Here is a 21395-nt window from a genome sequence, read left to right on the forward strand (position 1 = left end):
CATGGCAGAAGATAATAGTACATTCGAATTAAGAAGTGAAGAAGTTCAGGACATACTCACCAAAGTACCTCATTGGATGATACGTTGGGGAACAGTACTGATATTTACCATAATTGTGATGCTGTTTTTTGTGTCCTGGTTTATCAAATATCCGGATGTTGTCAATACCGAAATTGTGATCACAACGAATATTCCACCCGAAAAAATAGTTTCTAAAACTTCCGGACGAATAGAAGCGATATTGGTTAAAGATAAAGCCGTCATACAAAAAAACACCACTTTGGCAGTTATTGAAAATACCGCGAATTATGAAGATGTTTTTTTATTGAAGGATATTGTTGATCATTACAATATCAATGAATCCAAAAAAGATTTTCCTTTTGCATTGTTGAAAAATACCCAATTAGGAGAAATTGAAAGTGCTTATGCTGTTTTTCAAAAAGACTATCAGGCGCAGGAATTAAACAAAGATTTGCAACCTTTTGAAGTAGAAAGCAGAGCGCAAACATCAGAGAACATTCAAATAAAAGAACGATTGGATATTTTGCAGCAGCAAAAAGCAATCAATGAAAGCGAATTGCAACTCCAGAAGAACGAAGTGGCTCGTTTTGAAACTTTGTTTAATAAAGGAATAGTTTCGACTCAGGAAATGGAGGCTAAAAAGCTGAATTATCTTCAGGCACAAAAGAATTACAGGAGCTTATTATCGTCGATTTCGCAATTGAGGTCCTCACTTATTGATAATACAAAATCAAGTCAAAGTTCGCACATAAACAGCACTAAAGAAGAAGTTAACCTGGGACGCAATATGGCGCAATCTTTTTATCAGCTCAAAAAAGTGATAAAAGACTGGGAGCTTAATTATACATTGAAATCCTCAGTTAGTGGTGTTGTTACTTTTTTACAGGTTTGGACAGAAAATCAAACGATTAATGCCGGAGATAACGTTTTTTCGATAATTCCGGATGCAAGAAATGGTTTTGTCGGAAAAGTTAAAGCGCCCGCTTTAAATTCCGGGAAAATAAAAGTGGGACAAAGAGTGAATATAAGACTATCCAATTTTCCCGACAGAGAATTTGGAGTTTTATATGGTACAATTCAGAACATTTCGTTGGTTCCCGATAAAGATGGAAATTTATTACTGGATGTTGCCTTGCCAAACGGATTGGTAACGTCTTATAAAAAGAAAATCCTGTTTCAGCAAGAGATGAAAGGAAGTGCCGAAATCGTGACGGAAGATTTGCGATTACTGGAAAGAATTTTATATCAGTTTAAAAGTATTTTTGAACAGGTTTAATTTTTAAGTAACCGAAAAGTTTCTTCGTATAAAGTAAAGAATGAAAAAAATTTGTTTTATTGTTTTTGTTGCGTGGTTTCAATGGGTAGGGGCTCAGGGGAAATGGGCTAAAAACTCAAATGTAGTGCTCACTTTTAGCATTTCAGGAGATATTAAAGATTCAAAAACAAAAGAGGTAATTCCAAATGCCGATTTGTATCTGCTTAATTGTAATAAAAGTAGTGTCGCAAATGAGGATGGAATTTTCCAATTCAATATTCCAAAAAGTAGTTTTAATGATCAGTTGGTTATTTCGGCTGTGGGTTATTATTCCGATACTATTTTGGTTTCTCAGCTTGAAAAACTAAAGCATGAATCCTTTCATATCGCATTAAATAAAGAAACAGAGGCTGAAATCGTTTTGAATGATATGGTGGTTTTGTCTTCAAAAAATAAAGCAAAATCGGATTCTCCGGAAACAATTTTAAAAAAAGTAAGACAGCATATAAAGGATAATTATTATCAGGAGCCATTTAATCAGAAATTCTTTTTTAGAGCGCAATGTAAAAAGGATGGTGTGTTTTCTGTTAATGAAGCAGCTTCTATTATGACCTATAGTCCAAATGGAATTAGGGTTTCAAAAGATGCAGCGACGAATTATTTTGGGGAGATTCTTCAATTTAAAGGTAAGGCGGAAGAAACTTCAAAAGAAAATTGGGAAGGAATAGGGTATTTTGGAGTTGTTGTCTTTCGAAATATAGTGTTGAGTAGCCAAAATGTACTCTATGAAGCTGCTTCATTTGAGTTGAAAAAAGAAAAAACAATTGAGTACGCCGGAAAGAAAGTGTACGTAATCAGTTTTCAGAATTTAGTGCCGGATGTGTATTCAACAGGTTTTGGTAATCCTTCACCTAAATCGGTAAGTGGGTTTATCTATATCGATACCGTTTCTTTTGCTGTGGTGAAGTTTGAGCAATATGTAATTTTAAATGCAGACCGGTCAAATGATAGTGATCATGTATGGATTCAATCATCCGTGAAAATGACGCAGACTTATAAATGCGTAAACGGTAAATATTTTGTAAATTATTGCAATGAAAAAAAAGAAAGCCGTTATTTTTCAACAGTAGAGAAAAAACAAATAGGAGAGGCAAATTCAAATTACGATTTAATGTCTGAAGATGTCAATACAGATAAAGTACTGCCAATAGTACGCCCTATAGATCGACTAAAGTTAGATGTAAAAGTAGCAGAAGACCCGGAATATTGGAATAATAACAATTTTATTCCGGAGATTAAAAACAATGATTTGTAAAGGTTCTCGCTACATCTTCAGATAGAAATCCTGTGTTAGCGCAATATATTCGGGAGTATAAACATGTCTTTCGATTTCGATTGTTAGTTCGTCGATTTCAATTTCGGTATTTTCGTTTCGGCTAAAAGCCATTAAACTGCGCTTAATACTTGAAGTTGGAGTTCCTTTTACACGAGTTATTTTGGTAGGGTATAGCTCTGATTCTTTTGCCAGGGCAATAAAACTATCTTCTTCTTTATAAGGAAGGATAACTGCAAATATTCCATTCTCAGAAAGCAATAAATCGGCAGCCTCAATTAATTCTTCAAAAGGCATAGCGTCCTGAAAACGGGCTAAATCGCGTTGTTCACTTTCAGTTTTATAATCTTCAGAATAAAAAGGAGGATTGGAAACAATTAAGTCATATTCATCTTCAGGTTCTTCTATAAACTCATCCAGTCCTGCGTGAAAGCAAAACAAACGGTCTCCCCATGGAGAATTTTCAAAATTCTCTACAGCTTGTTCGTAAGCATCTTCGTCAATCTCCAAAGCGTCTATTTGCTCTGCAGCTGTACGTTGCGCAAGCATAAGAGCAATAACTCCCGTTCCCGCACCAACGTCTAAAACGCTAAACGGATTATGATTTATGGTAGCCCAAGCGCCTAATAAGACACCATCAGTTCCGACTTTCATAGCGGTTTTGTCTTGTTGAATAGAGAATTGTTTGAATGTAAACATAACTTAGTAAATTCCAAATTTTTTAAAATTCCAAATTCCAATTAAGAGGGATGTCTTGCTTGAAGAAGGAATTTGCAATCTAATTTTGTGGTGCAAAAGTAAGACTAAAATCTTGATTAATTAGTGTGCAGTTTTGGTAATTATTGTTGATAAAATCTTTCGTAATTGTTCTATTTCAATTAAAAGAGATTCGGAGTATGTATTTTGGTCGGTGTTTAAATCGTGGAGTAAGCGCAGCCAATATTTAGATTCCTTTGCTTCTTTTCGGGCTATTTTAAGTCTGAAAGCTAAATCTTTATCGCTTAATTTTTCGTTAGCTTCAATGTAATTAGCACCAACCGAACCAGACGATCGTATTAATTGTTTCCCATCCTCAATATTAGATGCAGTTTTGGGTAAAGTTTTAATATAAAGTCGACATTCGCGAGCAAACAAAAATGTTCGTTCCTCCAAATCATAAGGTTTGTTCATAATATAAATTATTACAAACCAAAAATAACAATTTTATATCAATAAAATAAGATTTTTCTGTCAAATTAAAAAACAACCGCAAGGTTGTAAAATTTGGAATTTGGAATTTTAAAAATTTTGGAATTTAAATTAAAGGTACATTTCAACCAGTCCTTCCGGCAGGTTCATGATGACTTTTTTGTTTTCACGATCTACTTTGACTAAGAAATGGTCGATCATCGGAATCAGCATTTCGACTTCGCCATTTAAAACTTCAAAAAGAGGTTGTGCAGTAGTATCGTTTACGGCAACTATTTTTCCGAAAACGCCTAAACGTTGGTCTTCAATTTCGAAACCAATAACTTCGTGAAAATAAAATTTGTTACCGCTAAGTTTTGGTAACATATTTAAAGGAAGATAAATTGCATTACCCATGATGGCATCTGCATCTTCTTCGGTATTCATGTCTTCAAAACGAATTCTAAGAAAATCGTTTTTGTGCAAAGAGCTTTTTTCAATAAAAAAAGGAACCAAGTGTTTGTTGCATTCAACAAACACTGATTCCAAGTTTTCGTATAACTCGGGTTCATCTGTGTCTAAATAAGCCAAGACTTCCCCCTTGAAACTAAATTTTTTAGCGATCTTACCTAAATAAAAACATTCTTCTTTACGCATTCTCGCTAACTAATATTTATGCTTCAGTTGTTTCGTTATTTTCTTCAGCAGCAGGAGCTTCTTCAGTTGATACTTCAACTTCAGTAACTTCTTCAGCTGCAGGAGTTGCAGCAGCAATAGCATCAGCTTCAGCCTGAGCTGCAGCAGCTAAACGCTTAGCGTTAACTTCTTGTTCTGCTTTGAAAGCTTTAGCTTTAACATCAGCTTGTGCTTTTGTTAAACCGTCTTTTTTAGCGTCAACTTTTCCAGATTTAGCATCTAACCAAGCAGCTAATTTAACGTCAGCTTGCTCTTGAGTTAAAGCACCTTTACGAATACCTCCATCAAGGTGGTGTTTCAATAAAGCACCTTTATAAGAAAGGATAGCTCTAGCAGTATCAGTTGGTTGTGCACCATTGTGTAACCATTTAACTGCACTATCAAGGTTTAAGTCGATAGTTGCTGGGTTTGTGTTTGGATTGTAAGTACCGATTTTCTCTAAGTATTTACCATCTCTTTTTGAGCGTGCATCTGCAGCTACAACCCAGTAAAAAGGTTTTCCTTTTTTACCGTGTCTTTGTAATCTAATTTTTACTGACATAATCGTTTGATTAAATTTTGAGGTACTCGACCCCTATTAATTAAGGGCGCAAAGATATAATTTTTTTCTGAATTGTGCGTTCAAAACTATATTAAATGTCTTTAAGGTGTATTATTCTTAAAATTTTGTTGTTTTTGAGCTTGCTTTTTAGCTATTTCTTTTAAATCAAATACTTTTGCATTAAATTATTCTGTATGAAAAAATATTTTTATTTTCTTTCATTACTTCTTGTACTCACCTCTTGTACAGAAGAGATAAAGTTCAATAACCCTGCATTTCAAGCTTTAAAAGATAATGATTTTTGGAGAGCCCAGAGTTATAGCGCACACATTGGAACAGATGGGAGAGTAGTCATTGAAGGAACATTGGGTTTTGAAAAAGTGAGTCTGCAAACGGCTTCTTCAGGTGAAAAAAACTATGTTCTTGGTGTTGATGCAATTTCAAAAGCATCCTATTTAAATACGCTTCCGGCTGAAGTAGAAGGATTCTCTACAGGAACCAATATTGGGGACGGGCTGATTGTGATTACGGAATATAATACGGAAACCAACACGATTTCAGGAACTTTTAAATTTAGTGCGGTGAATCCGGAAGAAAATAATACCGAAAAATCAGAAGTCCATTTTACAGAGGGAGTGTTTTACAAAGTGCCACTAGAACCTGTCCAATAAGACATTGCTTGTAATTTGATTTCTCATTGCTTGATTCTGGTTGATTTTTACTTTTTTAAATCAAAATAAAAGCATAAATAAACTAATATATAGTGGATTAGAGAAAAATAAGATTACATTTGCTACATTATTATAAATAAGTACATATGAACATTTTTGTTGGAAGCCTTCCATTCAGTATTGAGGAAGCAGATTTAAGAGAGTCTTTCGAGGCTTACGGAGCAGTTGATTCAGTTAAAATCATTACTGATAAATTCACTGGAAGAAGCAAAGGATTTGGTTTCGTTGAGATGCCAAACGATAGCGAAGCTCAAAAAGCAATTGATGAATTGAACGGAGCTACTGTTCAAGGACGTGCAATTGTTGTTAATAAATCTGAACCGAAACCTGAAGGTGAAAGAAGAAGCTTCAATAACAACCGTGGAGGTGATTCTCGCGGAGGTTACGGAAACAACCGTGGTGGTGGAAATGACCGTGGTGGTAACAGAGGAGGATATTAATATTTTTTTCTAAATATACAAAAGGCGTCAATTTTTATTGACGCCTTTTTTTTGTGCCGTATTGTGCCTTCCGTAGAGACGCACAGCAGTGCGTCTCTACGTGCGTCTCTACGGTTATTTTTAAGACAAATTCGCAACCAACCAATCTCCAACTTCGCTGGTTTTATATGTTTTTGCACCTTTTGGGGCTAAATCTTCTGTAACAAATCCTTGTTCCAACGATTTATTGACAACAGCTCTAATAGCTTCCGCTTCTTCTTTTAGTCCAAAAGCGTCTTCGAACATCATAGCAGCAGATAAAATCGTTGCCAGAGGGTTCGCAATATTTAAACCAGTTGCTTGTGGATAAGATCCGTGGATGGGTTCGTAAAGTGAAGTGTGTGTACCAACAGAAGCTGAAGGCATTAATCCCATGGAACCTGAGATTACAGAAGCTTCGTCTGTTAAGATATCTCCAAATAAATTTTCGGTGATTAAAACATCATAAGAATTTGGCCATTGTACTAAACGCATGGCAACCGCATCAACAAACTCGTAAGAAACGGTTACTTCCGGATAGTCTTTTTCCATTGCTTGTACGGTTTCTCTCCATAAGCGAGAAGTTTCTAATACGTTTGCTTTGTCCACACAACACAGTTTTTTGCTGCGGGTCATGGCTAGTTCGAAACCTTTTTTGGCCAAACGTTGTACTTCAACTCTGGTGTAGACGCAATTGTCAAAAGCAGTTTCTCCACCATCTTTTCTTCCTTTTTCGCCAAAGTAAATTCCTCCGGTAAGTTCTCTTAAGAAAACTAAATCAGTTCCTTCGATTCTTTCTCTTTTTAAAGGAGAATTGTCAATTAGAGAAGGAAAAGTAAAGGTTGGACGTACATTGGCGAACAAACCTAGTTTTTTACGCATCAATAATAAACCTTGTTCCGGACGAACGGGTGCGCTTGGATCGTTATCATATTTCGGGTGTCCGATTGCTCCAAATAAAACGGCATCTGCTTTCATACAGATTTCGTGTGTTTCATCAGGATAAGGAACACCAACCGCATCAATGGCACAGGCGCCTGTAAGTGCCGGTGTCCAGGTTATTTCGTGATTGAATTTTTTTGCAATAGCATCAGATACTTTTACGGCTTCATTAATTACCTCAGGACCAATTCCGTCTCCTGCTAATAGGGCTATGTTAAATTTCATTATTTTATTGTTTGTTTTTTTAGTTTCTAAGTTTCTGAGTGACTGAGTTTCTAAGTTTTAGGGTTTTGAGGAACTTAGCATCTAAATTCAAAGATTTTAAAACTTAGAATCTTAGAGCCTTAGAACCTTAGCAACTTAGGTAACCACATTCAGCATTTTCTGAGTGGCAATAATAGCGGCAACAGTTTGATCAGAATCCAGACCTCTGGTTTTGAATTCTTTTCCATTGTTTACCCAGGTGATGATGGTTTCGCATAAAGCGTCAGAACTACTTCCCGGGGGAATTCTGACCGCATAGTCGATTAATTTTGGCAGCGTTAATTTCTTTTGTTTGTAAATTTTAGACAAAGCATTCATAAAGGCATCAAACTGACCATCTCCTTGTGCGTTTTCTTCGATTATCTCCCCGTCAAATATCAGGCATAAAGTGGTTGACGGACGCATCCCTTTTGAGTGTACTAATATATAGGACTCGATTTTTATTTTTTCTTCGTAAGTATGACTGTCTAAAACATCAGAAATAATATAAGGAAGGTCCTCTTTTGTAACGGTTTCTTTTTTGTCTCCTAATTCGATGATTCTTTGTGTTACCAATTTTAAATCTTCCTGGTTTAGTTTTAAACCTAATTCCTGCAGGTTTTTTTCGATATTAGCTTTTCCTGAAGTTTTCCCGAGTGCGTATTTTCTTTTTCGTCCAAAGCGCTCTGGAAGCAAATCATTAAAATATAAGTTGTTTTTGTTGTCACCATCGGCATGAATACCCGCGGTTTGTGTAAAAACATTATCGCCGACAATTGGTTTGTTGGCAGGAATTCGGTAACCGGTAAAAGTCTCCACCAATTTGCTTACAGTATAAAGAGAGGTCTCTTTTATGCTAATGCTAACTTCGGGCATATAATCGTTTATTACTGCGACGGTACTTTCCAGAGGGGCGTTTCCTGCTCGTTCTCCCATTCCGTTTACGGTAACATGTAGGCCGTGAATGCCTCCTTTTATAGCTTCCATAACATTGGCTACACTTAAATCGTAATCGTTATGAGCGTGAAAATCAAAATGGATATTAGGATATCGGGCTGTGATTTTTGAAATAAATTCAAAAGCTTGTGATGGAATTAATACGCCAAGAGTGTCCGGGAGTAAAATTCTTTTTACAGGCTGTTGTGTTAAAAAATCCAAGTATTGAAATACATATTCGGGAGAATTGCGCATGCCGTTGCTCCAGTCTTCCAGATAAACGTTAGTGTCTATGTTGTTTTCTTGGGCAAGTGTAATGGTTTGGGCAATTTCAGAAAAATGTTGTTCCGGTGTTTTTTTTAATTGATGGGTTAGATGATTCAGAGAGCCTTTGGTTAGTAGATTTTGAACTTTGGCTCCTGTTTTTTTCATCCATTCAATCGAAAGACCGCCGTCAACAAAAGTCAAAACTTCTATTCGTTTGGTATAACCTCGTTCTTCGGCCCAGGACATAATGCCTTTTACGCCTTGAAATTCGCCTTCGCTTACACGGGCAGAAGCAATTTCGATTCGGTCAATATTTAGTTCTTCCAACAACAATTGTGCAATGGTTAGTTTTTCTGCAGCAGAAAAAGAAACTCCTGAGGTTTGTTCGCCATCACGGAGTGTCGTATCCATTATTTCAATTTTTCTTTTTTTCATAGCCAGTTTCGGAATTCCTTTTTTAAAAGTAAAATTTAGTTGTGTTGTTTTGATTGGTCTAACTTATAAAGACCCGACTGATTTCAAAAAACCAGTCGGGCCCAATAGCGTGAGTTGGATTTTTTTAGTATGGAAGTTTATCGGCAAAAGCCACAATATCTTCACTAATGTTTTGCAGGTAATCAATGTCGTCAAAGCCATTGATCATGTTGTTCTTTTTGTATCCGTTAATGGCAAAAGATTCTTTTTGACCTGTTGCTAATAAAGTAATCGTTTGTTCGGGTAAATTGATTTCCAATGCTGTTTTAGGATCGGCTTCGATGGCGTTGAAAATAATTTCAGCAAATTCCGGGCTTACTTGTACAGGTAAAACACCAATATTAAGACAGTTTCCTTTGAAGATATCAGCGAAGAAACTGGAAACTACAGCACGGAATCCATAGTCATAAACCGCCCAGGCAGCATGTTCTCTGGAAGATCCTGAACCGAAGTTTTTTCCCCCAACCAAAATTTGCCCTGAGTAGGTAACATTGTTTAAAACAAAATCTGTTTTCGGAGTATCGTCTCCATTGTATCTCCAATCTCTAAAAAGGTTGTCTCCAAAGCCTTCTCGTTTTGTAGCTTTTAAGAAACGGGCCGGTATGATTTGATCGGTGTCTACGTTTTCAATTGGCAGCGGCACAGCACTGCTGGTAAGGATATTAAATTTATCGTATGCCATTGTAATTTTAGATTTTAGGATTTTAGATTTTAGATTTTCCTTAAGTAGGACGAAATCGTAAACGCTAAAATGATTTTCTGTTAAATAATGTAAGTGAGTTTTTTTTGAAGGTTTTAGATTTTAAAGCAGCAATGCCATTCGCAAAGTGAAATCTAAAATCTTCAATCTAAAATAACTCTCTAGGATCTGTTAGTTTTCCGGTAACGGCAGCAGCGGCAGCCATAATTGGACTTGCTAAAAGTGTTCTTGAACCCGGACCTTGACGGCCTTCGAAATTTCTATTTGAAGTACTCACTGCGTATTTTCCTGCCGGAACTTTGTCATCATTCATTGCCAGACAGGCAGAACATCCCGGTTGACGTAACACGAAACCGGCTTCTGTCAAAATATCCAATATACCTTCTTCTTTAATTTGAGCTTCTACAACGTGAGAACCTGGAACTAACCAAGCAGTTACATTTTCTGCTTTTTTTCTTCCTTTTACAATTTCAGCAAAAGCTCTGAAATCTTCAATACGTCCATTGGTGCAACTTCCTAAGAAAACATAGTCAATTGGTTTTCCAATCATAACATCGTCTTCCTGAAAGCCCATGTAGGCAAGAGATTTTTTATAGGTTTCCTCACCGCCTTCCACTTGGTTGGCGTTCGGAATATGTTTAGAGATACCAATTCCCATTCCCGGGTTAGTACCATAAGTAATCATAGGTTCAATGTCTGAAGCTTTGATGTTTAGTTCAGCATCAAAAACAGCATCAGCATCCGTTTTTAGGGTTTTCCAGTAAGCAACTGCATTGTCCCAGGTTTCGCCTTTTGGAGCGTATAGCTTGCCTTCAAGGAAATCAAATGTTTTTTGATCGGGGGCAATCATACCACCACGAGCACCCATTTCGATACTTAGGTTACAAACGGTCATACGGCCTTCCATGGTCATGTTTTCAAAAACATCACCGGCATATTCAACAAAATATCCGGTACCACCTGAAGTGGTTAATTGTGCAATAATATAAAGAGCAACATCTTTTGGACCAACACCTTTGCTTAATTCACCGTTTACGTTGATACGCATTTTCTTTGGCTTAGGCTGCATAATACATTGTGTAGAAAGTACCATTTCAACCTCAGAAGTTCCGATACCGAAAGCAATCGCTCCAAAAGCACCATGAGTAGAGGTGTGCGAATCTCCGCAAACGATAGTGGCACCTGGCAAAGTAATTCCGTTTTCAGGACCTACTACGTGTACAATTCCATTTTTTTTATGTCCTAATCCCCAGTGCGAAATACCGTATTCTGCGGCATTATCTTCAAGCGCTTTAAGCTGATTGGCTGATAAAGCATCTTCAACCGGTAAATGTTGGTTTATAGTTGGTGTATTGTGATCGGCAGTTGCAAAAGTACGTTCCGGATATAAAACTTTAACGCCTCTGGCTTTTAATCCTAAAAAAGCAACAGGACTCGTAACTTCGTGAATGAAATGACGGTCAATAAAAAACACATCCGGTCCATCTTCAATTTTACGTACTACATGTGAATCCCATACTTTGTCAAATAATGTCTTACTCATTTTTTATTTTTTTTATTTGTAATTTTATAACTACCGCAATTCTTTGGTAATTATAATAGGAAAACAAAATTAAATAAAGATATAAAGTAGTCAATTTCAATATTGCATTATATACGATACCCAAACTAAAATACAAATTAAGATTCGCTTTTATTCCGTAAAACTGAATTCCAAAATTGAAGTGGAAATTGATTTTGTATTTCTTTTAAAGAGGGTTAGTTTTAAGGTTGCTGCAGTTTTTTGTAATTAGCAATTTTACCTTAGATTCAATGCAAAATGACTGATTTTATAGGTTTTAATGCTGTAAAATAGTGATTATTGATAGTTTTGATTTTGTTTTTGAATTTCTGAAACCGTGGATAAAAGCTCTTTTTTGAGGTATAAAACAAAGATTTTTGAAAGACTTTATTTGTTTTTTTTTGATTCCAATACTACGACATCCAAGAAAGTGAATTTTTGTTTTTTAGAATGGAAATAAAAGATATTAAGGTTGTTTAGGACGAATTTAGGTGTAATGACAACTATCTGACATTTGCCTCGCGAAAAGGCTCTTAATTTTGATATTTCTAATAAAAATAAATAAAATCATGAATTTAAATCAGATTGCTTACAGAATTGGTGTTTTCGGAACTGTTATTATTTTGCTTTGGGTTGGGCTTTTTAAGTTTACTGCTGTAGAGGCAGGAGCTATAAAAGGTTTAGTCGAAAATCATTTTGCAATGGGCTGGATGTACAAAGTAATGTCAGTGCAACAAGTTTCGAACGTAATAGGAATATTTGAAGTAGTTACAGGAATAGGGTTGGCATTGTCTTTTTTTAATAAAAAAATAGCGATGTACTCGGGTTTGGCATCGGCGGTTATTTTTGTAACTACATTGAGTTTTCTTTTTACAACGCCGGGTGTTTTTAAAATGGTTGAGAATTTTCCTGTTACGGACTTTTTTATTCTTAAAGATATTCCTTATTTGGCTATTTCGCTGATGGTTTATGCGAAAAGCAAAGAATAAAAAATGGTTTCTCATTTGGGTTAAAAGCGGTATTTTACTGTTGCAAGTAAATACCGGGGAACTAAATCTATAGTAGCTTTATAAGAGGTGTAACTATCTAATGTAACCAATGTAAATTCGTTCTCGTTGGTTACATTATTGAACAGGAGGCGATAAGAAAAGCGGCTGTTTTCAGGAGTGTAGTTGGCAATAATGTTTACAAAACTGTAATTTTGAGTATTAATTTTATAATAGGTCGTATTGACTTCGGCTAACCATACTTTTGAAATTTTATAGTTACAGTTAATGAAAGCATCTTTGGTTGTATTGGTAGTAAGTGTATTATTGAAATTTGTCTGATAGTAGTTGTAATTGAAACCAAAATCAAAGTTTACGACTAAGCTATAATAACTTGTTGCTGAAAAGGAATACTGACTATTGTAACTTTTTAGGTTTGTAAAGTCTTGGTTGTTTACTTTTGTCGGAGTATTACTCCAGGTTTGTTGTGTGGCTATCTTGGTGGCCCATTTTAGTTTTTTCAGGTAATTAATGAAGCTAAAAGAGGCGTTATAATTTTCTCCTCCGTTTGTAACGATATAGTTTTTGAAGTTGAAATTCTGAGTAATCAGGTTATCGATATTAAGCGTTTTCTTCAATTTTGTATAGACTAAATTGGTCTTAACAGAAAATCCCTTTTCATCTTTGTACAAGGTGTGTAAAAAAGAAATGGTTTTGTTTTTTAAAAGTGCAACATCAGAAACTCCCTTTTCGAAAGTTCGGTAGTCTGCCAGTAAATAGTTTGTTTTTAGATAATTGATTTCAGGCAGAGAACTGTTTTCGGAATAGTTTAACCGGAATGTCCCTAAGCGTGTTTTTTTTAGATTAAATGAAAATACAGGATTAAAAAAATGAAAATGTTGCTGAGAAATATTGCGTGCAAAATTATTTTGAACATATTTCAGATTAGCTGTAAAATCTGTTTCAGAAGTAAAATTGTACCGGATTCCCGCATCGAAAGAAAATATGGTTTGATTTGTGTTTGTGTCTACCTGGTAGTCTGTCTTTTGTTTTTGGTCGATAAGAAAATCTGAAACGATTGATTCTTTGCTTTTTTCGTATTGAAAAGCAAGAACAGATTCTAGTTTTTTGTACTTCGAAATCAGTTTACTTTTGATTCCAAAATACTGGTTTTTAGTATCCCCCTTTTGGTCAATCTGAGCTTCCGGATCTATTTTGAAGAATTCATTTAAAAAGGGAGATTTTAATCTGTTTTTCTCATTCAAATAATCGCTTCCCAAATAAATATAATTGTTTAATATTGTTTGATTCGATAAGCTGTAACTGTGGTTAAGATGATTGTAAAAAGTATAATTGCTGTTTTTAGAATTCTGATTGATTTGCTCACTATTAAATAAGAGATTTGAATTTATAACATCAGGATTGTTCTTGTAAATAAATAAGTTGGTGAGATAATTGTCTTCATTCCCTGAATATTTAAGTTCAATTTCTCCTGATGAAAGTGTTTTTTTGCCGGAATAGTGATTGGCTTCGGAGTTGATTATAGGTTGTGGGTCTATGTTGTAAATTGTTTCTGAAAAAGAATGCTGAATTTGATGGTCATTAGTAAAATAGCCAACCCCACGAAGGGTTAAGGAAGGTTTAAGTTTTGTGGTAAAACTTAAAGAATTAAATAGTGCTTTGTTAAAGACGCTTTGAGATTTACTGAAAGAACTGTTTTCATTACTGTTGATAACGTATTGTTTTCTTGCCTTTTTTTCGATTCGGTCTGCTCCAAAAAAATCAAGATTTATACTGGATTCTTTTATAAGTGAAGTTGCTTTTTCGCCTGAATTGTTGTAGTCCGCCAAGTAAAAGATTTTGATCTTCTTTTTTAATAGTCCGAGATTAATACCTTCTTTCCATCGGTTTTCAGAAATTATGCCTGCTCCGGCCGTTATGTTGCCGAACCAGATATTTTGCTTGTCTTTTTTTAACTTCAGATTCAACGCAACTTTATCCGAATTATTCATTTTTTTGAAAATGGGATTATCTTCAAATGCTTCTATTATTTGAACTTCATCAAGTGTTTTTGCATCCAGATTTTTGGACAGTAAGGTGTAGTTCTTATCAAACAAATCTTCTCCTTCAACAAGTAATTTATCAATAGGTTTTCCATGGGCTTTTATAGAGCCGTCTTTTTGGACTTCGATACCGGGTAATTTTTTTAAAATGTCTTCTATTGTTTGCTCTGTTTGGTTAGAAAAAGCGCTCGCCTTTATAGTGGTCGTATCCTGATTGATTCTTACTTTTTTGTGCGATTCTATTACGACTTCCTTCAAACTTTCTTGTTGGGATTCCAGAGAAACAGAGTGATTTATTTCGGTCTTTGTGCTGAGATCAATTACGTTTGTGTTTTTAGCAAAGCCTAAGCAAGAAATTTCTATACTTACAATTCCGCTGGCTGGTTTTTTTAATTGAAGAGTATAGTTTCCATCTTCATTAGCAAAAGTATAGAATAGAATATTTCCAGAGTTGTCTAAAATAACAACAGAAGCCCTTTCGACGCTTCTGTTCTGTTTGTCTTTTATAGTTCCCGATATTTTAATATTTTGGGAAAATGCAATAAAAGGGATGAAAAAAATAAAAGAGAATAGTTTTAGCATTTAATTTCAGAATATTTCGGTGCTAATATCATTCATTCCAGCTGCTTTTATCGTAACACCATGTTCTTTCCCTAATAAAATAGCCTTGTTTTTGTTTTTTTCTATCAATTTTTCTAAAATCATTTTATACTCGTCAATTGAGACCCAATTGGTAGGAGTGCCTTGATTGATGGGCTTAATTTTCGGAACAGATACATTTTTCGACGGGTATTCTAGTGATTTGAAATAGATGTATAATTCCTTCTTGGTGTCATAAGCTTCGAGTATTAATCCGGGTAATCCCTGCAGTTTCCAAGGCCCAAACGGAACAGGAATCTCTTTGGTAAACCAGACGGTGTAATCCCGTCCTCTAAAATGCCCGGTTGCTTTATTGCAAAGAAGATTTCCAATTTTTTTCGTTTCAGGGTCAATTTTCCATTCTATTGCTACACGCTTTTCTTTTCCGTAAATCTCATTAGAATATTTTTTATTCCACCACAAACTATCTTTGGCTCTGTCGTAATATACCTGTTTCCCTTGTTCTAAGGTATGTTTCCCGAGGTAAATCTGTTTGATTTCCCCTTCTGCCTTTTTTTTCTTTTGATTTTCAATATTAGATTCATTTTCCAGAGAATCTTTGGCGCTAACATAATAGGACTGGTTTTGGTCAAAAATAAGGTAAGAGTTAAAATCTAAGCCATTAGGACCTCCCTTGCCCGGACTTTCGATGTGCCCATAATACACAATTCCTTTGTTTTGAGCATAAGAGTAGGTGTAAATTGTAAATACTGTGAGGAGTAGTAGTTTTTTCATAAGTATCATTTTATAATGCTTTATGCTGTTGTTTTTAGATTTTAGCTACAAAGTTCTAAAGCTAAATCTACTATTTGTCCAATGGAACATCCGTCACAAGTAAATGCCCAGCCGGTTCCGTCACCACAATCAACAGTTACATCGTATACTTGGATTAATGGGTTTGATTCTAAAACGGGTTCAACAATTTTATTTTCGATTACAAAGGATTTGTTGATTTCCTTATTTACTTCTGGATTTATGTTTTTTGAGCTGCTATTTGCGAAAACTCCAACAGACATAAGAACTGTAATGGCTAATGTGAATATTGTTTTCATAATTTTTAGGTTTTTGGTTAAATTAATAAAATTTTAACAGCATAAAGCAGGCTAATTTATAGAATAAAACCATATAAAAATTAAAAATTTAACAGGTTTTTTTTTAATCACGTATAATTACGGAGGAATAGTAGTACAATTAACAAAAAACTTATGTGGCTTTATCGGCAAGCCTCCTTAAGTATTTCTGCTAGTGTTTCAGGGGAGTAATAATGACAATGTACGTAATAAAGGTTGCTATCTCTGCAATCAATAGCGATTAAAGTTGCTTCATCTGCCATTATGGAATTTGATTCTAAAATTGTTTCTAGTGCATTATTTTTTGATTGCGAAAGGTTTAATAATGTTTTTTGAGTCGTTGTTTGCGAAAGCACCAACAGACGTAAGAACTGTGAGGACTAATGTGAATATTGTTTTCATCGTTTTCTGGTTTTTTCAGTTTAATTAATAGGGGGTAACAGCATAAAACGCAGCTGATTCGCAGAAAAGGATTGAAATTAATGAAAAATTAACAGGTTTTATTTTGGAAAAAAATAGCAATCCCGATAGGATTTTGCTCAAAAAAGAGAATGTCGGGAAAAATCCTGATGTTGATAAAATGTATTTCGTCAATAGCCTAAAAAAGACTAAATTTGAACTTCCTCCATTTTTTAATTTAAAGTTCTTTATGGTTCATGAAATCAGTGTTTTATGAATGATGAAGTTTTGAATTTGGGGGTTTAATTTTTGTCTTTTAAACCTATGTATTTAATATTCGATACTGAAACTACTGGATTACCAAAACGTTGGGATGCTCCAATAACCGATTCTGATAACTGGCCTCGCTGTATACAAATTGCCTGGCAGTTGCATGACGATATGGGGAAACTGATAGAACATCAGGACTATCTGGTAAAACCTGACGGATTTAATATCCCGTATGACGCAGAACGTATTCACGGAATTTCTACAGAATTAGCAGAAGCCGATGGAATTACGCTTGCCGAAGTTTTGGAGAAATTCAATATCGCTTTAAGTAAAACCAAATATATTGTAGGTCAGAATTTGGGTTTTGACGTTAATATTATGGGTGCTGAATTTCATAGAATGGGCGTGGACTCTCCAATGAGTTCTATGCCTGTTTTAGATACCTGTACCGAAGTTACGGCCTCCTTATTACAGCTTCCGGGAGGTAGAGGTGGAAAATTCAAATTACCAACTCTTACAGAATTACACAGTTATCTTTTTGATAAGCCTTTCGCGGAAGCGCACAACGCAACTGCCGATGTTGAGGCAACTACGCGTTGTTTCCTGGAGTTAATCAGAAGAGAGGTTTTTACCAAAGAAGAATTAGATGTACCGAAGGATTATTTTGGAGAATTTCAAAATAAAAACCCGCAGCCGATCAAACTTATTGGTCTAAAACACATCAATTTAAAAGCAGCGTCTGATAAAATCAGAGAACAGTTGCGAGCCTTAGAATCCGATGGAAAAGAAACTGTTGTTTCGGAGTCTGATCAACAAGATTTTATAGCAGCGAAATATTCGCATTTACACAATCATACACAGTTTTCGGTTTTACAATCTACTATAGGTATTGGTAATATTGTTGCGGCTACGGCCAAAAATGGTATGCCGGCGGTTGCGATGACAGATACTGGAAACATGATGGGAGCCTTCCACTTTGTGAGTGCGGTGATGAATCATAATAAAGCGGCTTCCGGTAAAAATAAAGCTTTGGTTGATGCTGGTGAAGAGCCAACAGAAATGGAAATTAAGCCAATTGTCGGATGTGAATTTAATGTCTGCGACAATCATTTAGATAAAAGTAAAAAAGACAACGGTAATCAGATTGTATTATTAGCCAAAAACAAAAAAGGTTATCACAATCTGGCTAAAATGTCTTCGATTGCGTTTACCGACGGATTCTATTATGTTCCCAGAGTCGATCGAAAAATTATCGAGTACTACAAGGAAGACATTATGGTGTTGTCCGGGAATTTATACGGAGAGATTCAGAGTAAAATTCTGAATGTCGGTGAAAATCAGGCCGAAGAAGCCTTGATTTGGTGGAAAGAGCAATTTGGGGATGATTTTTATCTTGAAGTTATGCGCCACAATCAGGAAGATGAAAATCGTGTGAACAAAACCCTGATTGAATTTTCACAGAAACACAATGTCAAGTTAATTGCGACAAACAATACCTACTATTTAAATAAGGAAGATGCCAATGCACACGATATTTTGTTGTGTGTAAAAGATGGTGAAAAACAAGCAACACCAATTGGTCGTGGCCGAGGTTACCGCTACGGATTACCGAATCAGGAATACTATTACAAGTCGCAAGAAGAGATGAAAAAGCTCTTTTCTGATTTGCCTGATGCGATTATCAACATTCAGGAAATTGTCGACAAGGTGGAGATTTACTCACTTTATCGCGATGTATTGCTTCCGAAATTTGATATTCCCGAGGAATTTTTAGTGGTAGAAGACGAGGCTGACGGTGGTGTTCGCGGTGAAAATAAATATTTGCGTCATCTTACCATGACGGGGGCAAAAAGGCGATACGGTGAAATTACCGAATCGATTCAGGAACGTCTGGACTTTGAGTTGTTGACGATTTCGAATTCCGGATATCCGGGTTACTTTTTGATTTGTCAGGATTTTATCGCCGAAGCCAGAAACATGGATGTTTCGGTAGGTCCCGGTCGTGGATCTGCGGCGGGTTCTGCAGTAGCTTATTGTTTAGGAATTACCAACATTGACCCGATTAAGTACGATCTGCTTTTTGAGCGTTTCCTGAATCCGGATCGTGTATCCATGCCCGATATTGATATCGATTTTGATGACGAGGGTCGTGGTCGTGTTATGGATTATGTAATCAATAAATATGGTAAAAATCAGGTAGCGCAAATTATTACCTATGGTAAAATGGCGACTAAATCTGCGATTCGTGATACGGCTCGTGTACTGGATTTACCACTATTTGAAGCTGATAGAATTGCAAAATTGATTCCGGGAATGATGCCGTCAAAATGGAATTTGGCGCGTTTTATTTCTGAAAGTGAAGACGATATTAAAAAAGCACTTCGTTCGGATGAATTTGATAATGTAAAGGAATTAATCGCTATTGCTAATGAAGATGATTTGGCGGGTGAAACCATTCAACAAGCAAAAATTCTGGAAGGATCGATGCGAAATACAGGTATCCATGCCTGTGGTGTAATCATTACGCCATCGGATATTACCAATTTCGTTCCGGTTACAACCGCAAAAGATTCGGATTTATATGTAACTCAGTTTGACAACTCGGTCGCAGAAAGTGCCGGATTGCTTAAAATGGACTTCTTGGGTCTGAAGACCCTTACGCTGATAAAAGATACCGTTAAACTGGTAAAATACAGAAACGGAATCGATCTAAATCCCGATGAATTTCCTATTGATGACGCTCCGACTTATGAGCTTTTCCAAAGAGGAGAAACCGTTGGAATCTTCCAATACGAGTCGCCCGGGATGCAGAAATACATGAAAGAACTGAAACCGACGGTGTTTGGAGATTTAATTGCCATGAATGCTTTATATCGTCCGGGACCGTTAGAGTATATTCCTTCTTTCGTTCGAAGAAAAAACGGGGAAGAAGAAATTAAATACGATTTAGATGCCTGTGAAGAATATTTAGGGGAGACTTACGGAATTACAGTTTATCAGGAGCAGGTAATGCTTTTGTCGCAATCATTGGCCGATTTTACAAAAGGTGAGGCCGACGTTTTGCGTAAAGCGATGGGTAAGAAACAAAAGGACGTACTGGATAAAATGAAACCTAAATTTGTAGAACAAGCTGCAAAAAAAGGACATGATGCAAAGGTTTTGGAGAAAATCTGGAAAGACTGGGAGGCTTTTGCGAGTTACGCCTTCAACAAATCCCACTCGACTTGTTATGCCTGGATTGCGTATCAAACGGCTTACTTAAAAGCACATTATCCGGCAGAATATATGGCAGCGGTTCTTTCGAACAATATGAATGATATCAAACAGGTATCCTTTTTTATGGAAGAATGTAAACGTATGGGATTGGCAGTATTAGGTCCAGACGTGAATGAGTCGTACTATAAATTTACAGTAAATGATGATTACGCTGTTCGTTTTGGAATGGGTGCGATCAAAGGAGTAGGTTCGGGAGCAGTAGAAACGATTGTTGAAACCAGAAAAGACGGGAAGTATAAGTCTATTTTTGATTTGGCCAAACGAATTGATTTGCGTGCAGCCAATAAAAAAGCGATCGAAAATCTGGCTCTTGCCGGTGGTTTTGATTCGTTTGAAGGGACTACAAGAGCGCAGTATTTTCATGATGACGGAGATGGAATTACGTTTTATGAAAAAGCGATACGTTACGGATCGAAGTTTCAGGAAAACGAAAATTCATCGCAAGTGAGTTTGTTTGGAGAAACAAGTGAAGTGCAAATCGCAGAGCCTATTGTACCTCCTTGTGAAGACTGGAGTACAATGGAGAAACTTTCAAGAGAAAAAGAAGTCGTTGGAATTTATATTTCGGGTCATCCACTGGATGATTTTAGATTCGAAATGAAATATTTCTGTAATGCCCGATTAGAAGCTTTAAAAAGCATGGAACTTTACGTCGGTAAGAGTTTAAACTTTGCCGGTATTGTTAGTAATTTTCAAAGGAGAACGGCTAAAAATGGTAAGGATTGGGCAATTTTCACCTTAGAGGGATATGATGAAAGTTTTGAGTTTAAAATTTTTGGAGAGGAATACCTAAAATTCTACCATTTCTTATACAACAACCAATTCGTTTATTTGAAAATCTTAATTAAAGACGGTTGGGTAAACAGAGATACCGGTAAAAAAACGGATCCAAGGATGCAGTTTGTTGAGGTGAGACAGCTGCAGGATATTTTGGAGACATTTGCTAAAAAATTGATTTTGTTATTAAATATTAAAGACTTGCAAACCGAGTTCATTCATAAATTGAGTCATTTATTTAATGAAAATAAAGGCGATAACTCGGTGACTTTTGAAATCATGGAATTAGAAAAGGTGAAGCGATTGGTTGAGGTAGAAACACCAACAGATTTTGAAGAAACAGAAGACGCTGTTTTTGAAGAGGAGAACGATGGTGAGGAAAATGCAATTGAAGCAACCAAAATTCAGGAAGTAAATGAGGTCGAAGAAATAAAAGTGGTGACCAAATTAACCATGCCAAGCCGTAGACTAAAGGTTAAGATTTCGACAGAACTATTAGAGGAATTAGAAAAAATGCAGATTAATTTTAAGCTGAACTAAATTTTAACAGTTAAAATTTAAAAGAATGCATTTTTTTTTAGTTAAAATTA

17 protein-coding genes are annotated in these 21395 nt (G+C 35.8%); 6 read left to right on the forward strand and 11 right to left on the reverse strand.

Annotation, left to right across the window (positions count from 1 at the left end; genetic code table 11):
* Nucleotide 1 precedes the first annotated feature (1 nt).
* On the forward strand, nt 2-1297 hold the full coding sequence (locus LNP23_RS06290; RefSeq protein WP_047777634.1) for an HlyD family secretion protein: 1296 nt from the start codon (nt 2-4) through the stop codon (nt 1295-1297).
* Nucleotides 1298-1337: 40 nt separating this feature from the next.
* Nucleotides 1338-2591 (forward strand): carboxypeptidase-like regulatory domain-containing protein, encoded by a 1254-nt coding sequence (locus LNP23_RS06295; protein WP_230004298.1) that lies wholly within the window; start codon nt 1338-1340, stop codon nt 2589-2591.
* A gap of 9 nt (nt 2592-2600) precedes the next feature.
* Here the strand turns inward: LNP23_RS06295 and LNP23_RS06300 are convergent, their stop codons facing one another.
* The 4 genes from LNP23_RS06300 to LNP23_RS06315 form a co-directional block, all read right to left on the reverse strand.
* Nucleotides 2601-3308, reverse strand: a complete 708-nt coding sequence (locus LNP23_RS06300) for a tRNA1(Val) (adenine(37)-N6)-methyltransferase (RefSeq protein ID WP_230004299.1) — start codon at nt 3306-3308, stop codon at nt 2601-2603.
* A gap of 120 nt (nt 3309-3428) precedes the next feature.
* Nucleotides 3429-3779 (reverse strand): four helix bundle protein, encoded by a 351-nt coding sequence (locus LNP23_RS06305; protein ID WP_230004300.1) that lies wholly within the window; start codon nt 3777-3779, stop codon nt 3429-3431.
* Nucleotides 3780-3908: 129 nt separating this feature from the next.
* Nucleotides 3909-4433 (reverse strand): ribosome maturation factor RimM, encoded by a 525-nt coding sequence (gene rimM / locus LNP23_RS06310; RefSeq protein ID WP_047777639.1) that lies wholly within the window; start codon nt 4431-4433, stop codon nt 3909-3911.
* A gap of 16 nt (nt 4434-4449) precedes the next feature.
* Nucleotides 4450-5013 carry a 30S ribosomal protein S16 gene (locus LNP23_RS06315; RefSeq protein WP_047777640.1) on the reverse strand — a complete coding sequence of 188 codons (564 nt, stop codon included), beginning with the start codon at nt 5011-5013 and terminating at the stop codon, nt 4450-4452.
* A gap of 194 nt (nt 5014-5207) precedes the next feature.
* Between LNP23_RS06315 and LNP23_RS06320 the strand changes: the two genes are divergently transcribed.
* Both LNP23_RS06320 and rbp read left to right on the forward strand, forming a co-directional pair.
* On the forward strand, nt 5208-5684 hold the full coding sequence (locus LNP23_RS06320) for a DUF6252 domain-containing protein (protein WP_230004301.1): 477 nt from the start codon (nt 5208-5210) through the stop codon (nt 5682-5684).
* A gap of 146 nt (nt 5685-5830) precedes the next feature.
* Entirely contained in the window at nt 5831-6184 is a 354-nt protein-coding gene (rbp, locus tag LNP23_RS06325) for an RNA-binding regulator (protein ID WP_047777643.1), read from the forward strand.
* Between the two features lie 120 nt (nt 6185-6304).
* Here rbp and leuB read toward each other — a convergent pair whose 3' ends face one another.
* The 4 genes from leuB to leuC all read right to left on the reverse strand — a co-directional run bounded on the left by leuB (nt 6305) and on the right by leuC (nt 11307).
* Nucleotides 6305-7369 carry a 3-isopropylmalate dehydrogenase gene (leuB, locus tag LNP23_RS06330; RefSeq protein WP_047777645.1) on the reverse strand — a complete coding sequence of 355 codons (1065 nt, stop codon included), beginning with the start codon at nt 7367-7369 and terminating at the stop codon, nt 6305-6307.
* A 135-nt stretch (nt 7370-7504) separates the two neighbouring features.
* Nucleotides 7505-9025 carry an alpha-isopropylmalate synthase regulatory domain-containing protein gene (locus LNP23_RS06335; RefSeq protein ID WP_047777647.1) on the reverse strand — a complete coding sequence of 507 codons (1521 nt, stop codon included), beginning with the start codon at nt 9023-9025 and terminating at the stop codon, nt 7505-7507.
* A gap of 124 nt (nt 9026-9149) precedes the next feature.
* Nucleotides 9150-9746, reverse strand: coding sequence for a 3-isopropylmalate dehydratase small subunit (gene leuD, locus LNP23_RS06340; protein WP_230004302.1), 597 nt, complete (start codon nt 9744-9746; stop codon nt 9150-9152).
* Nucleotides 9747-9912: 166 nt separating this feature from the next.
* The gene (gene leuC / locus LNP23_RS06345) at nt 9913-11307 is read right to left on the reverse strand and encodes a 3-isopropylmalate dehydratase large subunit (protein WP_230004303.1); all 1395 of its coding nucleotides are present in this window, start codon (nt 11305-11307) and stop codon (nt 9913-9915) included.
* Between the two features lie 587 nt (nt 11308-11894).
* Between leuC and LNP23_RS06350 the strand changes: the two genes are divergently transcribed.
* The gene (locus tag LNP23_RS06350) at nt 11895-12314 is read left to right on the forward strand and encodes a DUF417 family protein (protein WP_230004304.1); all 420 of its coding nucleotides are present in this window, start codon (nt 11895-11897) and stop codon (nt 12312-12314) included.
* Between the two features lie 20 nt (nt 12315-12334).
* On the opposite strand, the gene LNP23_RS06355 is transcribed toward LNP23_RS06350, so the two are convergent.
* From LNP23_RS06355 to LNP23_RS06365, 3 genes are read right to left on the reverse strand one after another with little or no spacing between them, the layout of a single operon-like run.
* Nucleotides 12335-14956, reverse strand: coding sequence for a carboxypeptidase-like regulatory domain-containing protein (locus LNP23_RS06355; RefSeq protein ID WP_230004305.1), 2622 nt, complete (start codon nt 14954-14956; stop codon nt 12335-12337).
* 6 nt (nt 14957-14962) lie between these two features.
* Nucleotides 14963-15748: a GLPGLI family protein gene (locus tag LNP23_RS06360; protein WP_230004306.1), complete on the reverse strand. Its 786-nt coding sequence runs from the start codon at nt 15746-15748 to the stop codon at nt 14963-14965.
* 41 nt (nt 15749-15789) lie between these two features.
* Nucleotides 15790-16065, reverse strand: a complete 276-nt coding sequence (locus LNP23_RS06365) for a hypothetical protein (protein WP_047777656.1) — start codon at nt 16063-16065, stop codon at nt 15790-15792.
* A 741-nt stretch (nt 16066-16806) separates the two neighbouring features.
* Between LNP23_RS06365 and dnaE the strand changes: the two genes are divergently transcribed.
* Nucleotides 16807-21345, forward strand: a complete 4539-nt coding sequence (gene dnaE, locus LNP23_RS06370) for a DNA polymerase III subunit alpha (protein ID WP_047777658.1) — start codon at nt 16807-16809, stop codon at nt 21343-21345.
* Nucleotides 21346-21395: the final 50 nt, after the last annotated feature.

It is taken from the genome of Flavobacterium cupriresistens (assembly GCF_020911925.1).
Classification (GTDB): domain Bacteria; phylum Bacteroidota; class Bacteroidia; order Flavobacteriales; family Flavobacteriaceae; genus Flavobacterium; species Flavobacterium cupriresistens.